This is a genomic window from Chlorobiota bacterium, from assembly GCA_016710285.1.
In the GTDB taxonomy this organism is placed as follows: Bacteria; Bacteroidota; Ignavibacteria; order OLB7; family OLB7; genus OLB7.
In genome coordinates this window covers 3,960,867-3,980,873 of record JADJXR010000001.1, presented here as the reverse complement: position 1 = coordinate 3,980,873, position 20,007 = coordinate 3,960,867, and the positions used below count along the sequence as shown (strand labels likewise).

Sequence of the window (20,007 nt, the reverse complement as noted above, 5' to 3'; positions counted from 1 at the left end):
TGGCCCCATGCGTTGCTCCCCCTCTTGGGAGGGGGCTGGGGGGTAGCCGAAGGTCTTTAGCCTTCGGCGTCTGCTCAGGATCAGCAGATATCAGAATCATCGGATTCTGGGAGCAACAGCAATCACCGCTGTTTGTGTCTTCGCCCCGAACCCACCCCGCCCTGTCGGGCACCCCTCCGTGGGAGGGGGACTACTTGTGAGGGGTCGGAGGAACCACTCACCTCGCTATATTTACGCCAACTGTGACGGAAGCCCAGATCATAACCCGCCACAACCTCCTAACGCTACTCCCGATTCTTCTATGCACTGGATTGCCTCTTCCGAAAAAGACACCAACACTGCCACCCTGGAAAAACGCTTGTGGGACGCTGCCGACCAGTTCCGCGCGAACTCCGGACTGAAATCCCAAGAATACTCCGGCCCCATCCTTGGCCTAATCTTCCTCCGCTTTGCCGAAGCACGCTTTGCGCCAAAACACCAAGAACTGCAAGCCGCCCCCAAAAGCCCACGGCGCGGCGACCAATCGCAAAACCCCCAAGCCTACCATTCCGCTGGCATACTCTATCTAAGCCCACAGGCACGCTACCAGCACTTGCTGGAACTTCCCGAAGGAGCCGACATTGGCACAGCGGTCAACGCCGCCATGCGCCAGATTGAACAACACAACCCACAACTTGCCGGGGTCCTCCCAAAAACCTACAACCTCTTCACCAGCAGGTTGCTGAAAGAACTCCTGAAAAAAATCTCCGAAATCCCCGCCACCGTTGATTACGATGCCTTCGGGCGCATCTACGAATATTTCCTGGGCGAATTCGCACGCACCGAAGGGCAAAAAGGGGGCGAGTTCTACACCCCAAGCACCATCGTCCGGTTGCTGACCGAGGTGATCGAGCCGTTCCACGGAAAAATCCTTGATCCCGCTTGCGGTGCCGGTGGGATGTTCGTCCAATCCGCACGCTTCGTTGCCGAACACCAGAAAAACCCAGGCCGCGAACTTGCCATTTTCGGCGTTGAAAAAACCGACGAAACCGGGCGCCTTTGCCGCATGAACCTTGCCATCCATGGCCTGGAAGGGGACATCCGCCACGGCGGCAACATCAACAGCTACTACGACGACCCCCACATCGCCACCAACCAGTTCGATTTCATCCTGGCCAACCCACCCTTCAACGTCAACGCCGTGGACAAGGAGCGGCTGAAGGATGTGGTTGGCGCGGGCCGGCGATACCCCTTCGGGTTGCCCCGCACCGATAACGCCAACTACCTCTGGATCCAACTCTTCTACTCCGCGCTGAACCCCAACGGGCGCGCCGGATTCGTGATGGCAAACTCCGCATCCGATGCCCGCGCCTCCGAGCAAGACCTTCGCCAGCAGTTGGTCCAATCGTGCGGGGTGGATGTGATGGTTGCCGTTGGCCCCAATATGTTCTACACCGTCACCCTTCCCTGCACCCTTTGGTTCCTTGATAAAAGGAAAGCCCAAACCTTGCGAGCCGATACCGTCCTGTTCATTGATGCCCGCCATATCTACCGCCAAGTGGACCGCGCTCACCGCGATTGGACCCCGGGGCAAATCGGGTTTATTGCCAACATCGTCCGGCTGTACCGTGGCGAAGCCCTGGACCTGACGCTTGGCGGGGCCGAAGCCGAAGCCAAGCTGAAGGAGGTGTTCGGCAAACGCCCAGCCTATGCCGACGTTCCCGGCCTTTGCAAAGCCGCAACCATTGCCCAGATAGAAGCCCAAGGCTGGTCCCTGAACCCCGGCCGCTACGTGGGCGTTGCCCCAGGCGAAGAACTAACCGATGAAGACTTTACCGAACAACTGGAAACCCTGAACGAAGAACTGGAAACCCTGAACGCACAAGCCCGAACGTTGGAAGAAACCATTGCCGCCAACGTCGCAATGCTCCTGCAACCCAAAGCATGAACCAACCACACACTTCCACCATGACAAAAAAACGCAATACCCCAACTGCTGATAGTGCTAAAAATGGGAAGGGGGGAGGAGAGAATGGAATAACAATGGCTTGGCAAACAATATTGCTTGGTAATGTGTTGACTTTTCAGCGCGGTTTTGATATCACAAAAAATGAGCAATCAGATGGCCCATTTCCTGTTATTTCATCATCTGGAGCAAAATCTTCACACACAAATTTTAAGGTTCGTGGTCCAGGTGTCATTATTGGCCGTAAAGGATCGCTTGGTACAGTTTTCTTCTCAGATGGGGATTATTGGCCACACAGCACAACTCTTTATGTCAAGGATTTCCATGGGAATGATCCAAAATTTGCGTATTACTTCCTTCAAACGATGGACTTTAAACGCCTTGATGTGGGAGCATCAAATCCGTCGCTTAACCGCAACCATATACACCCGATTCCTGTTCTATGGCCCCCTCTCCCCACACAAAAGCGGATTGCCGGAATCCTTTCAGCCTACGACGACTTGATTGAGAACTGCCAGCGGCGGATCAGCATCTTGGAGAACATGGCGCGTGGGCTTTATCGGGAGTGGTTCGTGCATTTTCGCTTCCCAGGCCACGAGGGCCACCCCCGCGTCAACTCCCCACTGGGGGAGATTCCGGAGGGGTGGGAGGTAAGGGCTTTTTCTGCAATTGCCCATTATATCAATGGGTATGCTTTCAAGCCTCGTGATTGGAGTGCTGATGGATTACCTATTATCAAGATCAAAGAGTTAAAGGCGGGGATAACTGCTGATACGCCACGTAATTCTGGAGAGGGAATCCCAGAGAAGTATCGAATTAGCGATGGCTGTGTACTTTTTTCATGGTCGGCTGATCTTGATACCTATTTATGGGCGGGCGGGCAAGGATTGCTTAACCAGCACTTGTTTAATGTTGTGCCGTTTGATGCTATTTCTCTCTCATATTGCTTCCATGCCTTGAAAGAATCCATGCCTCAGTTTCGCGCATTAAGCATTGGTGCCACTATGCACCACATTAAGCGTTCTGCATTGGATCAAGTTTTTCTTGCGCTACCGCCTAAACAAATGCGCAAATCTTTTGAAGCTCTTGTAGAGCCAGTGCACTTGCAAATCATTAATCTGACAAAACATATCCAAACCCTTCGTCGCACGCGGAACGTATTGTTGCCGCGGTTGTTGTCGGGGCAAATAGAGGTGGGGGAGGGGGAGGAGTAGCCAATGGCGAAGAGTATTCCATTGCCTTCCCAAACAACCCAGAACAGCCGCTTGCAACGGCTTGGCCCAATGCCGCAATTGTTCAGCACGCTGCTGGGCAACGTCTTTGCTACCAACATCCAACCAAGCAACGCCATATGAGATCACGCCCCTACACCGAGGACCAACTGGTTGAGCAGCCGGCGATTGCAATGTTTGGCGCGCTGGGGTGGCGCACCATTTCGGCACGGCAGGAAACGCTGGGCCCGGGCGGCACGTTGGGGCGCGAAACAAAAGGGGAGGTGGTGCTGGCCGGGCGGCTTCGCGCCGCGCTGGAGCGGTTCAACCCAACCATTCCCCCAGAAGGAATTGCCGCCGCCATCGAGCAGCTAACCCGCGACCGCTCGGCAATGAGCCTTGAGGCCGCCAACCGCGAAATCTACGAGATGCTGAAGCACGGGGTGGAGGTCTCGGTCCCGAACCACGAAGAAGGGGGCCAGCGGAACGAGCGGCTTCGCGTGGTGGATTGGGAGGACCCGGCCCAGAACGACTTCCTGCTGGTAAGCCAGCTGACGATTGTTGGAAGCCTTTATCCCTGCCGCCCCGACCTTGTTGGCTTTGTCAACGGCCTTCCGTTTGTGGTGGCCGAACTGAAGAACGTCGGCGTTCCGGCCCGCACCGCCTTCGACGACAACCTTACCCACTACAAGGCGCAGATCCCCGCGCTGTTTTGGTACAACGCCTTCCTGATTGCCAGCAACGGAACCGACAGCCGCATCGGCTCGCTTACGGCCAAGTGGGAACATTGGCGGGAGTGGAAACGGGCCGAGCGGGAGGACGAACCGCGGCGTGTGTCGCTGGAGGTGTTGCTGCGCGGCGTTTGCGCGCCCAAGCGGCTGCTTGATTTGGTGGAGAACTTCACCCTGTTCAGCCAGCACAAGGCGGGGCTGGCAAAGATCATCGCCCAGAACCACCAATACCTTGGGGTGAACAACGCCATTGCCTCGATGCTGGCGGCGCGCCAGCTTGGCCACGAGCGCGGGGGGGTGTTTTGGCAAACGCCGGGGAGCGGCAAAAGTTTTTCGATGGTCTTCTTTGCCCAGAAAGTGCTTCGGAAGCAGGCCGGCAATTGGACCTTTGTGATCGTCACGGACCGCAAGGAGCTGGACGAGCAGATTGCCACAACCTTCAAAGCGGTTGGGGCGGTAAGCCAAAGCGAGGGGGAGCAGTGCCACGCCGCAAGCGGGGCGCATTTGCGGGAGCTTCTGCGGGGGAACCACCGGTACATTTTCACGTTGGTCCAGAAGTTCCAAACGCCCGAGCTGCTGTGCGACCGCGCCGACGTGATGGTGCTTACCGACGAAGCCCACCGCAGCCAGTACGCCACGCTTGCGCTGAACATGCGCGCCGCGCTCCCCAGGGCAATGTTCTTTGCCTTCACCGGAACCCCGTTGATTGCTGGCGAGGAGCAAACGCGCGAGGTGTTCGGCGACTACGTTTCCATCTACGATTTCCAGCAATCGGTCCAGGACGGCGCGACGGTTCCGCTGTACTACCAGAACCGCACGCCGGAGCTTCAGCTTACCAATCCCAACCTGAACGAGGATGTGTACCGCGTGATTGAGGAAGCCGGGCTGGATGCCGAGCAGGAGGCGAAGCTGGAGCGGGTGCTGGGGAAGCAGTATCACCTTATCACCCGCGACGACCGCCTGCAGGCGATTGCCAGCGACATCGTCCGGCACTTTTTGGGGCGCGGCTTCATCGGCAAGGCAATGGTGATCTCCATTGACAAAGCCACCACGCTCCGGATGTTCAACAAAGTGAGGGAATGCTGGAACCAGGAGAAGGAGCGAACGGAAAGGGAGTTGGGGCGGCTAATCTACCAGCCGCAGAACGCCGGAACCCGGCAGCCACCGGAACAGGATGAGCGGGTGAAAGAATTGAAGCAGCGGCTGGACCTGCTGGCCACAACCGACATGGCGGTGGTGGTTTCGCCCGGGCAGAATGAAATCGCGCAGATGCAGGCGTTGGGGCTGGATATTGAACCGCACCGCAGGCGGATGAACGAATCGCAGCCGGGCTTGGATGAACGGTTCAAGGACACCGCCGACCCCTTGCGGCTTGTGTTCGTTTGCGCCATGTGGCTAACCGGGTTTGATGTTCCCAGCTGCTCGACCCTGTACCTGGACAAGCCGATGCGGAACCACACGCTAATCCAAACAATGGCGCGCGCCAACCGGGTGTTCCCGGACAAGCACAGCGGAACCATTGTTGACTACGCCAACGTGTTTGCTTCGTTGGAACAGGCAATGGCCATTTACGGCCCCGGCGGTGGGACCGGAAGCGAGCCACCCGCCCGCGACAAGCAGGAGCTGGTGATGGAGCTTCGTGCGGCGATTGCTGGGGCCGCCAGGTTCTGCGCGCACCATGGCGTGCAGCTTGATGAGATTGTGGCGTTGGGGAACGGAAGCCCTGAGCGGTTATCGAGCGTTGGCGATGGGGTGAACGCGCTGATTGCCCCGGACGACGTCCGGAGCGATTTTTTTGCGCACGAGCAGAACGTCCGCAAGCTCTACGATGCGGTGAAGCCGGACCCGATTGTGGTGGAGTTTGCGGGCCATGTGGCGTTGTTGCGCACGTTGGCCGATGCCATCCGCGCCCATCTGAACCCAAACCCGCCCGATATTTCGGCAGTGATGGAGCGGCTGAACATTGTGCTTGATAACTCCATCATCGGCCATGAAATCCGCGAACAGGGGCCGGCCCCGCTGAATATTTCGAACATCAATTTCGAGGCGTTGGCGAAGCGATTTGGGGAGTCCAAGCAGAAGAACATTGATCTTGAAAGGCTGAAGGCGGCCATTCGTGCGAAGCTAGAGCGGATGATGGAGGTAAACCCCACCCGCACTGACTTTACCGAGAAGTTCAAGGAACTGATTGAAAGCTACAACAACGGCAGCCGCAGCATTGAGGGATTGTTCGAGGAGTTGCTGAAGTTCAGCAACAGCCTAAACACCGAGCAAGAACGCCACGTGCGCGAAGCGATGACCGAGGAGGAGTTGGCGATGTTTGACATCCTAACCCGCCCGGCCCCCGCGCTAACCGCGAAGGAGCGAACCGCAGTGAAGCAAGTGGCCCGCGAGCTGCTTGCGCGGCTGAAGGACCTGCTGGTGCTGAATTGGCGGCAGAAGCAGCAAGCGCGGGCAGAGATGGCCAACACCATCCAAAAGATGCTGGATGACGGGCTGCCGCCAGCCTACACGCCGGAGCTGTACAACACAAAATGCACTGCGGTGTTCGAGCATATCTACGAACGCTACCCAGAGCGGGGCGCAGGAATATATGCAGCAATGTGACCAAGCATAGGCCCTTGCCTTGCGCCTTGTTTTGCGCGCTGGCTCCCTGCGCCGCTCCCCCTTTTGGGGGTGGGGGGGGGGGTTGGGGATCAAGCGGTGTTCCCTCCGCCGGGTAGCCGAAGGTCTTTAGCCTTCGGCGCCTGCTCCGTCGGGATTGATAAAAGGTCTTTAGCCTTCGGCGTGTGCTTCCCCGCATTTCAGGATCAGAAGTTTCCCGGGTCATCACACCCCCTCGCCGGTCGCTGCTTGCCCCGAACCCACCCCGCCCTATCGGGCACCCCTCCGAGGGAGGGGGACTGTTGCGTGAGGGTCCGGAGGAAAACCGAGCGGTGCTTCCCCCGCCGGGTAGCCGTCCCGACCTCCGTCGGGATTGATAAAAGGTCTTTAGCCTTCGGCGTGTGCTTCCCCGCATTTCAGGATCAGAAGTTTCCCGGATCATCACACCCCCTCGCTGGTCGCTGCTTGCCCCGAACCCACCCCGCCCTATCGGGCACCCCTCCGAGGGAGGGGGACTGTTGCGTGATGGTTCGGAGGAAAACCGAGCGGTGCTTTTCTGCCGGGTAGCCGAAGGTCTTTAGCCTTCGGCGTGTGCTTCCCCGCATTTCAGGATCAGAAGTTTCCCGGATCATCACACCCCCTCGCTGGTCGCTGCTTGCCCCCGACCCCGCCCCTATCAGGACCCCCTCCGTGGGAGGGGGACTGTTGCGTGAGGGTTCGGAAAAAAACAAAAAGAGCCGCCCCGATTTGCCGGGGCGGCTCTTTTCATGGGACTGGCCTTACGCGCTTAGTGGTTTTCCGATCAGGAGTTCGCTGTGTTGCAGGAACACCCGCAGCATTCGCGGGGTGGTGTGCGCTGGGTTGTAGAACACCCGCACGGTGGCTGTGCGCTCAAGCGCGCTGTAGTTCTGGTAGCTGACCCCCGTCACCCCTTCCAGCGAGTGGAGCTGGTAGCAGAATTCCACCAATCGCTCCTCACTTTGGACCTGTTGAAGCTGCATCGTCAGCTGGTGGCTGGTGCCGATGTACCGGTCGGCAAACGGGAGCAACGCCTGGTTCGTGAAATATCCAACGGCCGCTGCCAGCAGCAAGCAAGCAATGCGAACGGCAAAACGATTCTTGTTCATGGTCATCATCTCCATCATCTCTCTCTTGTTCCCCTTTCCGTATCCGCTTCCGTTTGGAGCGGTCTCGCAAAAGGTGCGGGTTCGTCACCGTTGCGCGGCGGCGGGTTGAATTGCCGCCACGGGTATTCTGTGGACCCCGCCATGATGGAGTTGGTTACGCCCCCGCTGTTGGGCTATCGGCTTGCTAAAATTTCACCTCCATTCCAACGCGCACATTCCTGCGGTTCGAGTATCGAGCAGGGTTGTTGGGGTAGGGGTCAAGCGGGGCTTGCAGGTCCGGGTAGATTGGGTCGTTCCACCCAAGCGGAGTTGGGTCGCCATGCTCCCAAGCGCGCCCGGTTGCGGGGTTGATGATCTCGCTGTTCAAAACGTCCAGAAGATTCTCCACCTCAACCGATACCGTCAGCCGCGCCGTTCCAATCTGGAAGAACTTCCGCGCCTTCAGGTTAATCCACCATTTCAGCTGGGCAATCGCGCTGTAGTAGGTGATGCCGTCGCTGCTGTACACCGGACGCCCGTTGGCCAGCGTGTCGCCGGTGAAGAGTGCCGGGGTGTACCGCTTCCCCGATCCGATGTTGAGATCGGCCGACAGCTGGCTGTTCCCAAGCCACGCAATCCCAAACGGAGCGTCGGCAGGCGCGGCGTTGAAGATTGCGAACGCCCGCCCCTGCAGCGGCTTGTCCCACGGCATGTAATCCTCCCGAAGCGTCTCCTCGCTTCCCCCCAACGCCGCGTTGAACGGATTCTCGCTGCGGCTTTTTCCGGTGGTGAGCGAGTAGGTAAGGTTCGCCCCCCCGGTGAACCATCTTCCAATCCGTTTCTCATACTCCAACTCCAGCCCCCGATTCCGCGCGTAGTCGCCGTTGGCGTAGGTGGTGAAGGAACGCCCGGCGTAGCGGGGATCGCTGTAGGCGACGCTGCGCCGCTGGATGTAGTCGAACTTGTCGTTGTAGAACACCTTCACCGTCAGCGCGTCGTCCTCCGTCAGCTGGTTCTTGATCCCAAGCTCGTAGCTGATGGTGGTCTCCGGCTCAAGGTCTGGGTTGCCGTAGGTTTGGTAGCTGCTGCTGGCCTGCTGCGGGTCCAGCTTGGCATACACCAACTGCGGGCGGCCACTTGGTGAAATGGCCGTAGCTGAAAAAAAGCATCTGGGCGTTGGTGATTGGGTGGGAAACCCCAAGCCGTGGCGAGATTCGGCTTTTCATCCGGCGGCCAAACAACCCAACCGTGTGGTCCAGATAATCGGCGGCGGTTTGGCTGGTGATGGTTGGCAGGAGTTGTTGTTCGATTGCGTCGTCGGCAAGCGCGCCCGGGAACCAGAAATCGTACCGCAGGCCAACGTTCAACACCAGCCCCTTGAACTGCACGGCATCTTGCACGTACATCGCCCCCACCGCCGGGTTCACGTGGTAGATGTCGTTGTTCAGCCCCAACGGACCAAGCCACGGTTTGTAGATGTCGGCAAGCTGCATCTCCTGAAGGTGAAGTTCCGCCCCGGCCTTCAGGGTGTTCGTCTCGCTTGGCACGTGCGTCAGCTCCGCCTTGATTCCCCAATCGTCAATGAAATGGTCGTGCCAGATTTCGCCGTTGCCGGTGTCGTAAAATCCATCGCCGGGGATCATGCCCAGCCGGTTGGTGTCGCCGGTTTCGTAGTATTCCGCCGGCACGCCGGGGATGTCCTGCGGCTCGGTGTAATCGGGGTAATCCAGCCCGTTTCCGTCGGCCAGCAGCCGCGCAAAGTAGCGGCTAAGCGTCACTTCGTAGAGCGTTGATGCCGAAACCGTGTGCTGGAATCCAAACGTGTGGATCAGGTTAAGGTTGTTGTAGCTGATTGCCCCGTTCGGGTTGTTCTGGAATCGGTATTGGTAGCCTGGCTCGGGGTCCACATACTCCAAATTGGTCTGCAACGTCCGGCTGTTTTGGCTGACGCTTCCCGAGCCGTTGAAGGAGTAGGTCAGCTTGATTTCTGGCGAGGCATTCCAAGCAAATTTCGCCAAGCCGTTCAGGGTGTTGTTGGGCCGCAGCGTGAACAGGGGGGAAGGGAAAAGCGATGAACGCAGATCCGTTGGGCGCGCCGCTTCCGGGGCGATGCCATCGGTCCACGCGCCGTAGGCATTCAGGAAAAAGGTGATGGGGGAAGCGTTCTGGGTCAGCGCGGCGGTTCCCGGGATTGGGCCCCCCAGCGAAAACTCGGCAACATCGGTGGCGAAGGTTTGGCCAACATCGCCGTTTTGGGGGCTGCGCGTGTGCAGCAGGTAGCCGCGCCGGAAGCTCCCGCTTCCGCTGTAGGTTCTTCCCCCTTCTTTTGTCCGCACCTTCACGATTCCGCTGGTTGCCTGGCCATACTCGGCATTGAACCCTCCGGTGATGATCTCCACCTCCTCAATCGCCGCCGCCGAAAGCTGCAACCCGAAGCCTGTTCCGGCAAGGGGGTCCTGGGCCGTAACGCCGTCAATCAGGTATCCGGCCTCGTAGCTTCGCCCGCCCCGGATATGGATTTCGTCGTTGGCCACCACCACGCCGGGCTGCTGCGTCACCACATCGGTGATATCCTTCACCACCGAAGCCTCCACCTGCTCCCGCCCAATCCTTCGGACGCTTTGTGTTTGCTCAACATCAATCAGCGGGCGTTCCCCAATCACGGTGATCTCTTTGCCCAGGGTGAGTGAGGTTTCGGTGAGTTTGAAATCAAGGGTGAGTTCCTGGTTGGGGTCCACCCGAACTCCATTCCGTTGGATTTTCACATATCCAATCAGCGACACCTCAAGGGTGTACGTTCCCGGGGCAACGTTCTTGATCTGGTAGTTTCCGTCCCGCTTTGCGATTGCGCCGTAGTAGGTCCCCACCACGCGCACCGTCACCGAGCCAAGCGGGCGCCCGTTGGCCGCGTCGGTAATCCGCCCGGCAATGGATCCGGTTTGGGACCAGAGAGCCGTTGGGAGAAGGGTTCCAAGCAGAACGAGAAGAAGGCGAGAAGGGAGCATAGATGGTTGGAAAAGGAAGAATCGTGCCGACGTTCCCCAGCAAGATAACGCAGAACCGCGCCAAGCTCAAGCATCAGCGGGAAACATCACGAAAGTGCAAAACGGTGGCCGGCATCCGTTCCCCACCTCGCCGCCATTTGCGAACTTGCAGGTGCCGAACGTGCGCTTCCTGCATACTCTCTCCAACTCAACGAAATGAACGAAGAAACAACCCTCACAACCCTCCGCGCCACCGTTGCCGCAGCGGCCACCGAAACCGAGCGCGCCGGTGCGTTGAACCAACTTGCCGAAGCATTAGATCGGCATGGAGAATATGCCGAAAGCCTTGCCGCTGCCAAGGAAGCTCAAAGCCTTGCCAAAGAATCAGGGGATGGAGCTGCCGAGGCGGAGGCATTGCGGCTGCAAGGGGGCGTTCATTATCGCAAGGGTGATTACCGCACGGCGTTGTTGGTGTTGGAACAATCGCTGGAACTGTATGAAGGGCTTGGTAATCGTGCCGACATTGCCCGTGCCACCAGCAACATCGGGAGTGTGTGCTGGAACCTCTCGGATTATCCGAGAGCGTTGGAGTATTTCACTCGTGCTTGTGCTGCGTTTGAAGAACTTGGCGATCGTGCTGGTGTTGCCAGTGTCACCAACAGCATCGGGAGTGTACACTGGAATCTTTCGGAGTACCCGAAGGCGTTGGAGTATTACAGCCGCGCACTTGTTCTGCATGAAGAACTTGGCAATCGTGCCGGTATTGCCTTTGCCACTGGGAACATCGGAAGTGTGTACTCAAGGCTCGCGGAGTATCCCGAAGCATTGGAGCACCACAGTCGTGCGCTTGCTCTGTTTGAAGAGCTTGGCGATCACCCGGGTACGGCTCGCGCTGCTAACAACATCGGACTTCTGTACAACTCCCTTTCGGAGTACCCGAAGGCCTTGGAGTATTTCAGCCGAGCACTTGCCTTGCATGAAGAGCTTGGTGATCGTTCCGGTGTTGCTAGTGCCACCGTGAACATTGGGAACGTGTATTCCTCCCTCTCGGATTACGCGAAAGCATTGGAGTATTACCGCCGTGCGCTTGCCTTGCGTGAAGAACTTGGTCAGCGTTCCGGTGTTGCCAGTGTCACCGTGAACATTGGGAACGTGTATTCCTCCCTCTTGGACTATGCGAAGGCATTGGAGTACTACTTCGATGGGCTTGCCTTGCATGAAGAGGTTGGGAATCGCGTCGGCATTGCTAATGCTGCCGGGAACATTGGCAATGCGTACCAGAACCTTTCGGAGTACCCGAAGGCATTGGAGTGTTTCACCCGTGCGCTTTCCATGTACGAAGAGCTTGGCGAACGCTTTGGTGTTGCTGGCATCACCGGAAATCTTGGCTCACTGTACTCCCAAACAACATTCGCTGGCTACAACCCCGCCAAAGCTGAGGAATTACTCCAGCAAGCAATCACCCTTGGCGAAGAGCTGGGAACAAGAGAGCAGCTTTATGAAGCCCACAAAGATTTAGCCACCCTCTACGAACAAGAAGGCCGTTTCGAGGAAGCCCTCACCCACTTCAAAAAATTCCACGAACTCTACCAGGAAGTCCAGAGTGAGGAAGCCAAGAAGAAGGCAATCCAGGTAGAGCAACAACGGCAGATTGCGGAGATGGAAAAACGCACGGCTGCCGAGCGTGCCGATGCCGAGGCCACCAAGCGAGTCCTCCACAACATCCTTCCACCAACCATCGCCGAACGTGTTGTTCGGGGCGAGGAACATATCGCCGAATCGTTCGAGTCGGTGACGGTGTTGTTTGCCGACATCGTTGGATTTACGGTGCTCTCGCAAGGGGTCACGCCACGGGAGTTGGTGACGGGGTTGGACGTGCTGTTCAGCCAGTTCGACGAGTTGGCGGAGAAGTATGGGTTGGAGAAGATCAAGACGATTGGGGATGCGTACATGGCGGTGTCAGGATTGCCAGAGAGCCGCGAGGACCACGCAGAATCAGCGGCGCGAATGGCAATGGAGTTGGTGGAGGTTGTAGCAGGCTTCAGCGGACTTGGCGATGGAGTTCGGCTGCAAGTACGGATCGGCTTGCACAGCGGGGAGGTGGTGGCAGGGATCATCGGAAAGAAGAAATTCGCATACGACCTGTGGGGCGACGCAGTAAACACCGCGAGCCGAATGGAAAGCCACGGGGAGGCAGGGAAGATTCACGTGAGTGAGGAATTTGCCGAGGAGCTTCGGCGGCGCGGGGGCGAACTCCCCATCACCTTGGAAGAACGTGGCGAACTAACCATCAAAGGGAAGGGAACGCTTCGGACCTATTTTCTCAATCAAGTAATTCCATGAATCCAGAGACAACCCTGACAGACCTCCGTGCTGCCGTAGCCGCAGCCGCCACACCCGCCGAGCGCGCCGGTGCGTTGAACCAGCTTGCGCAGGAGTTAGCGCAGCAAAGCCATTACGCCGAGAGCCTTGCTGTTGCCGAGGAAGCTCAGGCAGCAGCCAAACAAGCGGGGGAATTGGCCGCCGAGGCCGCAGCACTACGCCAGCAAGGGGTGGTGCATTGGCGGAGGGGTGAGTACCGCACGGCGTTGCCATTGCTGGAGGAATCGCTGAAGCTGTATGAAGAGCTTGGCCAGCATTCCGGCGTTGCCGCTGCTACCACAAGCATCGGGAATACGCACTTGCGGCTTTCGGAGTACCCGAAGGCATTGGAGTATTACCACCGTGCGATTGCTTTGTACGAAGAACTTGGCGAGCAATCAGGCATTGCCAGCGTCACCGTCAACATTGGGAATGTCTATATGGACCTTTCGAAATACCCGAAGGCGTTGGAGTATTACCGCCGTGGGCTTGCCTTGCATGAAGAACTTGGCGACCGTTTCAATGCAGCAATTGCCACCCGGAACATCGGGAATGCTTACTCTGATCTTTCGGAATACCCGAAGGCGTTGGAGTATTACCACCGCGCACTTGCTATGTATGAAGAGATTGGATATCGTGCTGGTGTGGCTGGTGTTATCGGAAACATCGGAAATGTGTGCCTGCGCACAGCGGAGTACCCGAAAGCGTTGGAGTATTACCACCGTGGCCTTGCTGTGCATGAAGAGATTGATGACCGTGCCGGTGTTGCACGCGCAACAGGAAGCATCGGAACCGTGTACCGAAACCTCTCGGAATACCCGAAGGCCCTAGAGTATTACACCCGTGCGCTTGCCTTGCTTGAAGCGATTGGCGAGCGTTTGGAAATTGCCAACATCACCGTCAACATCGGGAATGTTTATGCTTCCATCTCCGACTACCCGAAAGCGTTGGAGTATTACAGCCATGGGCTTGCCTTGCATGAAGAGCTGGGGAACTGTGTTGGCATTGCTAATGCCACCGGAAACATTGGGCTTGTGTACTACTCCCTGTTGGACTACCCAAAGGCGTTGGAGTATTCCATCCGCGCGCTTGCCTTGCATGAAGAAATTGGGAATCGTGCCGGTGTTGCTAACATCACCGGGAACATTGGGAGCTTGTATCTCTCCCTGTTGGATTACCCAAAGGCGTTGGAGCATTACGCCCGTGCGATTGCCTTGCATGAAGAGCTTGGCATCCGCTCCGGCGTTGCCAGTGCCATCAGCGGTCTTGGGAACGTGCACCGGAAACTTTTGGAGTATCCGAAAGCCCTGGAGCATTACACCCGTGCGCTTGCCTTGCAGGAAGAAATTGGCGATCGTTTGAGTGCTGCTGGGATCATTGGAAATCTTGGCTCGCTCTATTCCCAACAAGCATTCACCGAGTACAACCCTGCTAAAGCCGAAGAACTCCTCTGCCAAGCAATTGCCCTGGGCGAGGAGCTAGGAACAAAAGGCTATGATGCCCACAAATCCTTATCCGAACTCTACGAGCAAGAAGGCCGCTTCGAAGAAGCCGTCACCCACTTCAAGAAATTCCAAGAACTCTACCAGGAAGTCCAGAGTGAGGAAGCGAAGAAGAAGGCAATCCAAGTAGAGCAGCAACGGCAGATTGCGGAGATGGAGAAACGTACCGCTGCTGAACGCGCCGATGCCGAAGCCACCAAGCGGGTTCTTCACAACATTCTCCCTCCAACCATCGCCCAACGTGTTGTTCGGGGCGAGGAACATATCGCCGAATCGTTCGAGTCGGTGACGGTGCTGTTTGCGGATATTGTTGGCTTCACGGTGCTCTCGCAACGGATCACGCCACAGGAGTTGGTGACGGGGTTGGATCTGTTGTTCAGCCAGTTCGACGAGTTGGCGGAGAAGTATGGGTTGGAGAAGATCAAGACGATTGGCGATGCGTATATGGCGGTGGCGGGCTTGCCAGAAAGCCGTGAGGATCACGCAGAATCAGCGGCGCGAATGGCAATGGAGTTGGTGGAGGTTGTAGCAGGCTTCAGCGGACTTGGCGATGGAGTTCGGCTGCAAGTACGGATCGGCTTGCACAGCGGGGAGGTGGTGGCAGGAATCATCGGAAAGAAGAAGTTCGCATACGACCTGTGGGGCGACGCAGTAAACACCGCCAGCCGAATGGAAAGCCACGGGGAGGCGGGAAAGATTCACGTGAGTGAGGAGTTTGCGGAAGAGCTTCGGCGGCGCGGGGCGAACTCCCCATCACATTAGAAGAACGTGGCGAGCTGAACATCAAAGGGAAAGGAACCCTTCGGACCTATTTTCTCAATCAAGTAATTCCATGAATCCAGAGACAACCCTTACCGACTTGCGCGCCGCCGTGACCGCAGCAACCACACCCGCCGAGCGTGCCAATGCGCTGAACCAACTTGCCAAAGAATTAGCGCAGCAAAGCCAATATGCCGAGAGCCTTGCCGCTGCCCAGGAAGCCGAGGCAGCAGCCAAGCAAGTGGGTGATGGGGCTGCCAAGGCAGATGCGTTGCGACTGCAAGGGGTCGCTCATTATCGAAAGGGTGATTACCCCACGGCATTGCCATTGCTGGAGGAATCGCTGAAGCTGTATGAAGAGCTTGGGGATCGTTCCGGTGTTGCCGCTGCCACCAACAACATCGGGAATGTGTACCTCGTACTCTCGCAGAACCTGAAGGCGTTGGAGTATTACAGCCATGCGCTTTCCCTGCATGAAGAGCTTGGTGAGCGTTCCGGTGTTGCCCGTGTTACTGGGAACATCGGACTTGTGTACCAGAACCTTTCGGAGTACCCAAAAGCGTTGGAGTATTACAGCCATGCGCTTTCCCTGCATGAAGAGCTTGGCGAGCGTTCCGATGTTGCCCGTGTCGCTGGGAACATCGGGGATGTGTGCCGGAACCTTTCGGAGTACTCAAAAGCGTTGGAGTATTACAGCCGTGCGCTCGTCTTGCATGAAGAGCTTGGTGAACGCTCTGGTATTGCCCGTGCCAGCGTGAACATCGGGGCTGTGTACGCGAACCTTTCGGAGTACTCGAAAGCGTTGGAGCATTTCGTTCGTGTTCTTTCCCTGCATGAAGAGCTTGGCGATCGTTCCGGTGTTGCCACTGTCACCGGGAACATCGGGAATGTGTACTTGAGCCTTTCGGAGTACGCAAAAGCGTTAGAGTATTACAGCCATGCTCTGGCCGTACACGAAGAGCTTGGGGATCGTTCCGGTGTTGCCCGTGTCACCAGCAACATCGGGAGTGTGTATGCGAACCTTTCGGAGTACCCAAAGGCCTTGGAGTATGACAGCCGTGCGCTTGCCTTGCATGAAGAGCTTGGCGATCGTTCCGGTGTTGCCCGTATTACCAGCAACATCGGGAGTGTGTACGCGAACCTTTCGGAATACCCAAAGGCGTTGGAGTATGACAGCCGTGCGCTTGCCTTGCATGAAGAGCTTGGGGAACGTTCCGGTGTGGCCACTGTCACCGGGAACATCGGGAATGTGTACGAGTCCCTCTCGGAGTACTCGAAAGCGTTGGAGTATTACACCCGTGCGCTTGCCCTGCATGAAGAGCTTGGGGATCGTTCCGGTGTTGCCCGTGTCACCAACAACATCGGGAGTGTGTACGTGCATCTCTCGGAGTACCCGAAAGCGTTGGAGTGTCTCAGCCGTGCGCTTACCTTGCAGGAAGAGCTTGGTGAGCGTTCCGGTACTGCTATTGTCACTGGAAGCATCGGCTCGCTCTACTCCCAAAAAGACTTCGCCGAGTACAACCCTACCAAGGCCGAAGAACTTCTGCAGCAGGCAATCGCCCTCAACGAAGAGCTTGGAATCAAGCAGAATCTGTATAAATGCCAACAATCCTTAGCCGAACTCTACGAGCAAGAAGACCGTTTCGAGGAAGCACTCACCCACTTCAAAAAATTCCACGAGGTGAAAGAGGAAGTCCACAGTGAAGAAGCGAAGAAGAAAGCCATCCAAGTAGAGCAACAACGGCAGATTGCGGAGATGGAGAAACGCACTGCCGCCGAGCGTGCTCGCGCCAAAGCCACCGAGGAGCTTCTCCACAAAACACTCCCGCCAAGCATCGCTGATCGGATGATCTCCGGCGAACGCCAAATCGCCGACCGCTTCGACTCCGCCAGCATCCTCTTCGCCGATGTCGTCGGCTTCACTCCAATGACTGCTCGGATGCCAGCAAGTGCAGTCTTGGAGTTCATGAACTTCGTCTTCGCGCACTTCGATGCCATTGCTGCGAAGCACGGTTGCGAGCGAATCAAAACGATTGGCGATGGCTACATGGCGGCGTGCGGCGCGCCGATTGAGTGCGCGGACCACGCAGAGCGAATTGCCAGAATGGCGATAGAGATGCTGGAAGATGTGGCACTGCCGGAAAGCATCACCGAGCATCTGCCACCAAACACAGAGTTTGAAATCAGGATCGGCCTGCACACAGGGAGCATCACCGGCGGAGTAATCGGCACGGGGAAGTTGGCGTACGACATCTACGGCGACACAGTAAACACCGCGAGCCGGATGGAGAGCCACGGGGAGGCGGGGAAGATTCACGTGAGTGAGGAATTTGCGGAAGAGCTTCGGCGCGGGGGAGTCGTTGCTTCCTCAATGACCTTGCTGGAACGCGGGATGATGGAGGTGAAAGGGAAGGGGGCGATGCGCACCTATTTCCTTTCAACAGAAAAATCCTAACTACTTTTGCGCCTGCAATCCAATCAAACTCCCTTCAATGAAACTGACCTTCCTTCTTCTTGCTGCGCTGCTGCTGGCTCCATGCTGTGTTGCGGTTTCGCAGCCGTTCAACATGGCGCAGCAGCAGATTGCCGTTGAACGCCGTGCCAATCTGTTCCAGTATGGTGCGGATTACCGATGGCTCCTCGATGTACATGAAGCTGAAATCCATGCATTTCTCCCGCGCCCACCATTGACAGCAGTGCCTTGTACGTGGCAACCGACAATGGAGTGATCGTGGCGTTTGCAGATATGGCCGCGAGCGTTGTTGGCAAGGCCGACGGCGCGGTGAACGGCGCGCCCGCCATTCATTCCGGAACCTTGTACGCCGGCAGCAGCGACGGCACGCTCTACGCCTTTACTCTGGATTCCCACCAGCTTGCATGGAAGTTCAAGGGGGGCGCGGCGTTCACCACAACGCCGCTTGCGGTGGAGGGGCTGGTTGTTGCCGGTTGCGATGATGGATTCATCTACGCCATTGATCCCAACGGAAACTCCGGAACCCTGAAATGGAAATATCAGCTTGCCGGAAAACCAACCTCACCAGCCTGGAAAGATGGTGTGGTCTATGTGAGAATGAGCAGCCGCCACCTACGCCATTGATGCCACCACCGGCACGCTGATATGGAAAACCGATGGCTGGGGAGGGCAAATCGTGCTGGGGAAATGGCAGGTGTTTGCCGCCGGAACCACCGGCCTGGCAATGCTGAACAACCTGAGCGGCGGGCGCGTCTGGCAGTTCCGGAAACTGGGCCAGGAGCGTCCACATCTCCGCAAGCGATGGCCTTGTGGTGGCCAGCACCAGCACCGGAACGGTGTTCGGGCCTGAATCGGAGGAAGGACAAAGCGTTGGCAAATGGATGGCCTTCAAAGGCTTCTTTCCCCCGCCGCGCTTTGCCAGGATGTTGGCTATCTGGTGGATTTCAACTGGAACGTCGTGGCCTTCAGCTTGGCCGATGGAACAAAATTGTGGGAACAGGAAGCGGGATTCGGATATGGTGGAATGGGAACGCCCGCATTGCTGAAAGGGACCTTGTACGTTGCCACCCCCGAAAAAGTGGTGATGATCTCTTCGGCAGAGCTTGGGGATGCGATGGCCGCCGACACCACCAACAGTGCCCCCATTCCCGACCTGCAAGCCAACGACCCCAATGCCCCCCTGTTCGATGCCGCCAAGCAGGGGAACCTTGAACGGGTCCGCCAGCTGTTGGATAGCGGAACGCCCGTTGACACCACCAACGAGTTCGGCGAAACCGCGCTGATGGCTGCGGGCTGGACCGGAAATGTGGAGGTTGTTGGGCTGCTGCTGGAACGGGGTGCCCAGGTCAACAAACGGGATGTCCACGGTGTCACCCCGCTGATGCACGCGGCGTGGGAGGGGCAAACGTCGGTGGTGAAACTTCTGCTGGACCGGGGCGGGCGGGTGAACGATGCCGATACCTCGGGGCGAACGGCCATTGCCCATGCGGCATGGGAAGGGGAGGATGAAACCATGCAGCTTCTGCTGGAAAACGGAGCCAACCCCGACATCCCCGATAACAACAACGTCACCCCGCTGATGCACGCGGCAATCGAGGGGCACAGCGGCGCGGTGCAACTGCTGTTGCAGGCAAAAGCGGGAACGGCGGCGGTCTCCGCTGGGGGGAAAAGCGCGATGGGGTACGCGATTGATTACGGCCAGTTGGAGATCGTCCGGCTGCTGCACGCGGCTGGCGCAACGCTCCCCGCCCCCGACTCGCTTGGCATCACCCCGGTGATGATGCAAGCCGCCCAGGGGAACACCACGATGCTGGGGCTGCTGATTGAATTTGGCGCAAACCCAAACGCACGCGCCAACGACGGCGAAACGGCCTTGCACAAAGCCGTGCTGCAGGAGCAGTTTGAAGTTGTTCCGATGCTTCTGGCACAACGGGCCGATGTCAACGCTGCATCAACTGCCGGGGAAACGCCGCTCCTCTATGCCTGCTACCGCGCCAACCCCGACCTTGTGGCAACGCTCCTTGCTGCCGGGTAATGCCAACCATAGCGATAACGACGGGTTCACGCCCCTGATGTTCGCGGCGCAAACACCATGCTTGGAATGCGTGAAGCTGCTGCTGGCAAAGAAACCCAATCTGAAAAAGAAGAACGTGTTTGACGACACCGCCCTTTCCATCGCCACAAAAAATGGCGCAACGGAGATTGTGGCTCTGCTGAAAAAAGCGGGCGCGAAATAGAAACGGCACAAAACCAAACCGGCTGCCGCCAATGGAACAATTGGCAGCAGCCGGATGGCTTGATAAGCAGAGTAGGCCTCTACGCTAAACAAGA

Annotated in this window: 14 protein-coding genes; 10 read left to right on the top strand and 4 right to left on the bottom strand. The window is 57.6% G+C overall.

Translation table 11 applies throughout. The features are described 5' to 3' along the window. The first annotated feature begins 301 nt into the window (after positions 1–301). From IPM61_14885 to IPM61_14870, 4 genes are read left to right on the top strand one after another with little or no spacing between them, the layout of a single operon-like run. Positions 302–1,927 carry an SAM-dependent DNA methyltransferase gene (locus IPM61_14885; GenBank protein ID MBK8912596.1) on the top strand — a complete coding sequence of 542 codons (1,626 nt, stop codon included), beginning with the start codon at positions 302–304 and terminating at the stop codon, positions 1,925–1,927. Then, a complete protein-coding gene (locus tag IPM61_14880) occupies positions 1,924–3,159 on the top strand; it encodes a restriction endonuclease subunit S (protein ID MBK8912595.1) in 1,236 nt (411 codons plus the stop codon). Before IPM61_14885 ends, IPM61_14880 begins: the two co-directional genes overlap by 4 nt. 3 nt (positions 3,160–3,162) lie before the next feature. Further along, positions 3,163–3,300, top strand: a complete 138-nt coding sequence (locus IPM61_14875; GenBank protein ID MBK8912594.1) for a hypothetical protein — start codon at positions 3,163–3,165, stop codon at positions 3,298–3,300. Then, positions 3,297–6,494, top strand: a complete 3,198-nt coding sequence (locus IPM61_14870; protein ID MBK8912593.1) for a type I restriction endonuclease subunit R — start codon at positions 3,297–3,299, stop codon at positions 6,492–6,494. The genes IPM61_14875 and IPM61_14870 overlap by 4 nt, the downstream gene beginning before the upstream one ends. A 776-nt stretch (positions 6,495–7,270) precedes the next feature. On the opposite strand, the gene IPM61_14865 is transcribed toward IPM61_14870, so the two are convergent. The 3 genes from IPM61_14865 to IPM61_14855 all read right to left on the bottom strand — a co-directional run bounded on the left by IPM61_14865 (position 7,271) and on the right by IPM61_14855 (position 10,602). After that, positions 7,271–7,618: a hypothetical protein gene (locus IPM61_14865; GenBank protein MBK8912592.1), complete on the bottom strand. Its 348-nt coding sequence runs from the start codon at positions 7,616–7,618 to the stop codon at positions 7,271–7,273. 184 nt (positions 7,619–7,802) lie between these two features. After that, complete coding sequence (locus IPM61_14860) at positions 7,803–8,720, bottom strand: TonB-dependent receptor (GenBank protein ID MBK8912591.1); 918 nt, start codon at positions 8,718–8,720, stop codon at positions 7,803–7,805. Continuing rightward, entirely contained in the window at positions 8,650–10,602 is a 1,953-nt protein-coding gene (locus IPM61_14855; protein MBK8912590.1) for a TonB-dependent receptor, read from the bottom strand. The genes IPM61_14860 and IPM61_14855 overlap by 71 nt, the downstream gene beginning before the upstream one ends. A gap of 195 nt (positions 10,603–10,797) precedes the next feature. Here IPM61_14855 and IPM61_14850 point away from each other — a divergent pair, with 195 nt between their 5' ends. The 3 genes from IPM61_14850 to IPM61_14840 all read left to right on the top strand — a co-directional run bounded on the left by IPM61_14850 (position 10,798) and on the right by IPM61_14840 (position 17,658). Then, entirely contained in the window at positions 10,798–12,924 is a 2,127-nt protein-coding gene (locus IPM61_14850) for a tetratricopeptide repeat protein (protein ID MBK8912589.1), read from the top strand. Beyond that, on the top strand, positions 12,921–15,206 hold the full coding sequence (locus IPM61_14845) for a tetratricopeptide repeat protein (GenBank protein MBK8912588.1): 2,286 nt from the start codon (positions 12,921–12,923) through the stop codon (positions 15,204–15,206). The genes IPM61_14850 and IPM61_14845 overlap by 4 nt, the downstream gene beginning before the upstream one ends. Before the next feature lie 70 nt (positions 15,207–15,276). Beyond that, positions 15,277–17,658 (top strand): tetratricopeptide repeat protein, encoded by a 2,382-nt coding sequence (locus tag IPM61_14840; GenBank protein ID MBK8912587.1) that lies wholly within the window; start codon positions 15,277–15,279, stop codon positions 17,656–17,658. 34 nt (positions 17,659–17,692) lie between these two features. On the opposite strand, the gene IPM61_14835 is transcribed toward IPM61_14840, so the two are convergent. Beyond that, on the bottom strand, positions 17,693–17,869 hold the full coding sequence (locus tag IPM61_14835; GenBank protein ID MBK8912586.1) for a hypothetical protein: 177 nt from the start codon (positions 17,867–17,869) through the stop codon (positions 17,693–17,695). 41 nt (positions 17,870–17,910) lie between these two features. Between IPM61_14835 and IPM61_14830 the strand changes: the two genes are divergently transcribed. The 3 genes from IPM61_14830 to IPM61_14820 all read left to right on the top strand — a co-directional run bounded on the left by IPM61_14830 (position 17,911) and on the right by IPM61_14820 (position 19,913). Continuing rightward, positions 17,911–18,300: a PQQ-like beta-propeller repeat protein gene (locus IPM61_14830; GenBank protein ID MBK8912585.1), complete on the top strand. Its 390-nt coding sequence runs from the start codon at positions 17,911–17,913 to the stop codon at positions 18,298–18,300. A gap of 253 nt (positions 18,301–18,553) precedes the next feature. Further along, positions 18,554–19,711: an ankyrin repeat domain-containing protein gene (locus tag IPM61_14825; protein ID MBK8912584.1), complete on the top strand. Its 1,158-nt coding sequence runs from the start codon at positions 18,554–18,556 to the stop codon at positions 19,709–19,711. Continuing rightward, a complete protein-coding gene (locus IPM61_14820; GenBank protein MBK8912583.1) occupies positions 19,683–19,913 on the top strand; it encodes an ankyrin repeat domain-containing protein in 231 nt (76 codons plus the stop codon). Before IPM61_14825 ends, IPM61_14820 begins: the two co-directional genes overlap by 29 nt. Positions 19,914–20,007: the final 94 nt, after the last annotated feature.

Excerpts from the sequence above, each read along its gene's own strand:
- IPM61_14855 (MBK8912590.1), bottom strand. The coding sequence starts at position 10,602 with ATGCTCCCTTCTCGCCTTCTTCTCGTTCTGCTTGGAACCCTTCTCCCA.
- IPM61_14835 (MBK8912586.1), bottom strand. The coding sequence starts at position 17,869 with ATGGATTTCAGCTTCATGTACATCGAGGAGCCATCGGTAATCCGCACC.
- IPM61_14875 (MBK8912594.1), top strand. The coding sequence starts at position 3,163 with ATGGCGAAGAGTATTCCATTGCCTTCCCAAACAACCCAGAACAGCCGC.
- IPM61_14825 (MBK8912584.1), top strand. The coding sequence starts at position 18,554 with ATGGATGGCCTTCAAAGGCTTCTTTCCCCCGCCGCGCTTTGCCAGGAT.
- IPM61_14840 (MBK8912587.1), top strand. The coding sequence starts at position 15,277 with ATGAATCCAGAGACAACCCTTACCGACTTGCGCGCCGCCGTGACCGCA.
- IPM61_14885 (MBK8912596.1), top strand. The coding sequence starts at position 302 with ATGCACTGGATTGCCTCTTCCGAAAAAGACACCAACACTGCCACCCTG.
- IPM61_14850 (MBK8912589.1), top strand. The coding sequence starts at position 10,798 with ATGAACGAAGAAACAACCCTCACAACCCTCCGCGCCACCGTTGCCGCA.
- IPM61_14880 (MBK8912595.1), top strand. The coding sequence starts at position 1,924 with ATGAACCAACCACACACTTCCACCATGACAAAAAAACGCAATACCCCA.
- IPM61_14845 (MBK8912588.1), top strand. The coding sequence starts at position 12,921 with ATGAATCCAGAGACAACCCTGACAGACCTCCGTGCTGCCGTAGCCGCA.
- IPM61_14865 (MBK8912592.1), bottom strand. The coding sequence starts at position 7,618 with ATGAACAAGAATCGTTTTGCCGTTCGCATTGCTTGCTTGCTGCTGGCA.
- IPM61_14870 (MBK8912593.1), top strand. The coding sequence starts at position 3,297 with ATGAGATCACGCCCCTACACCGAGGACCAACTGGTTGAGCAGCCGGCG.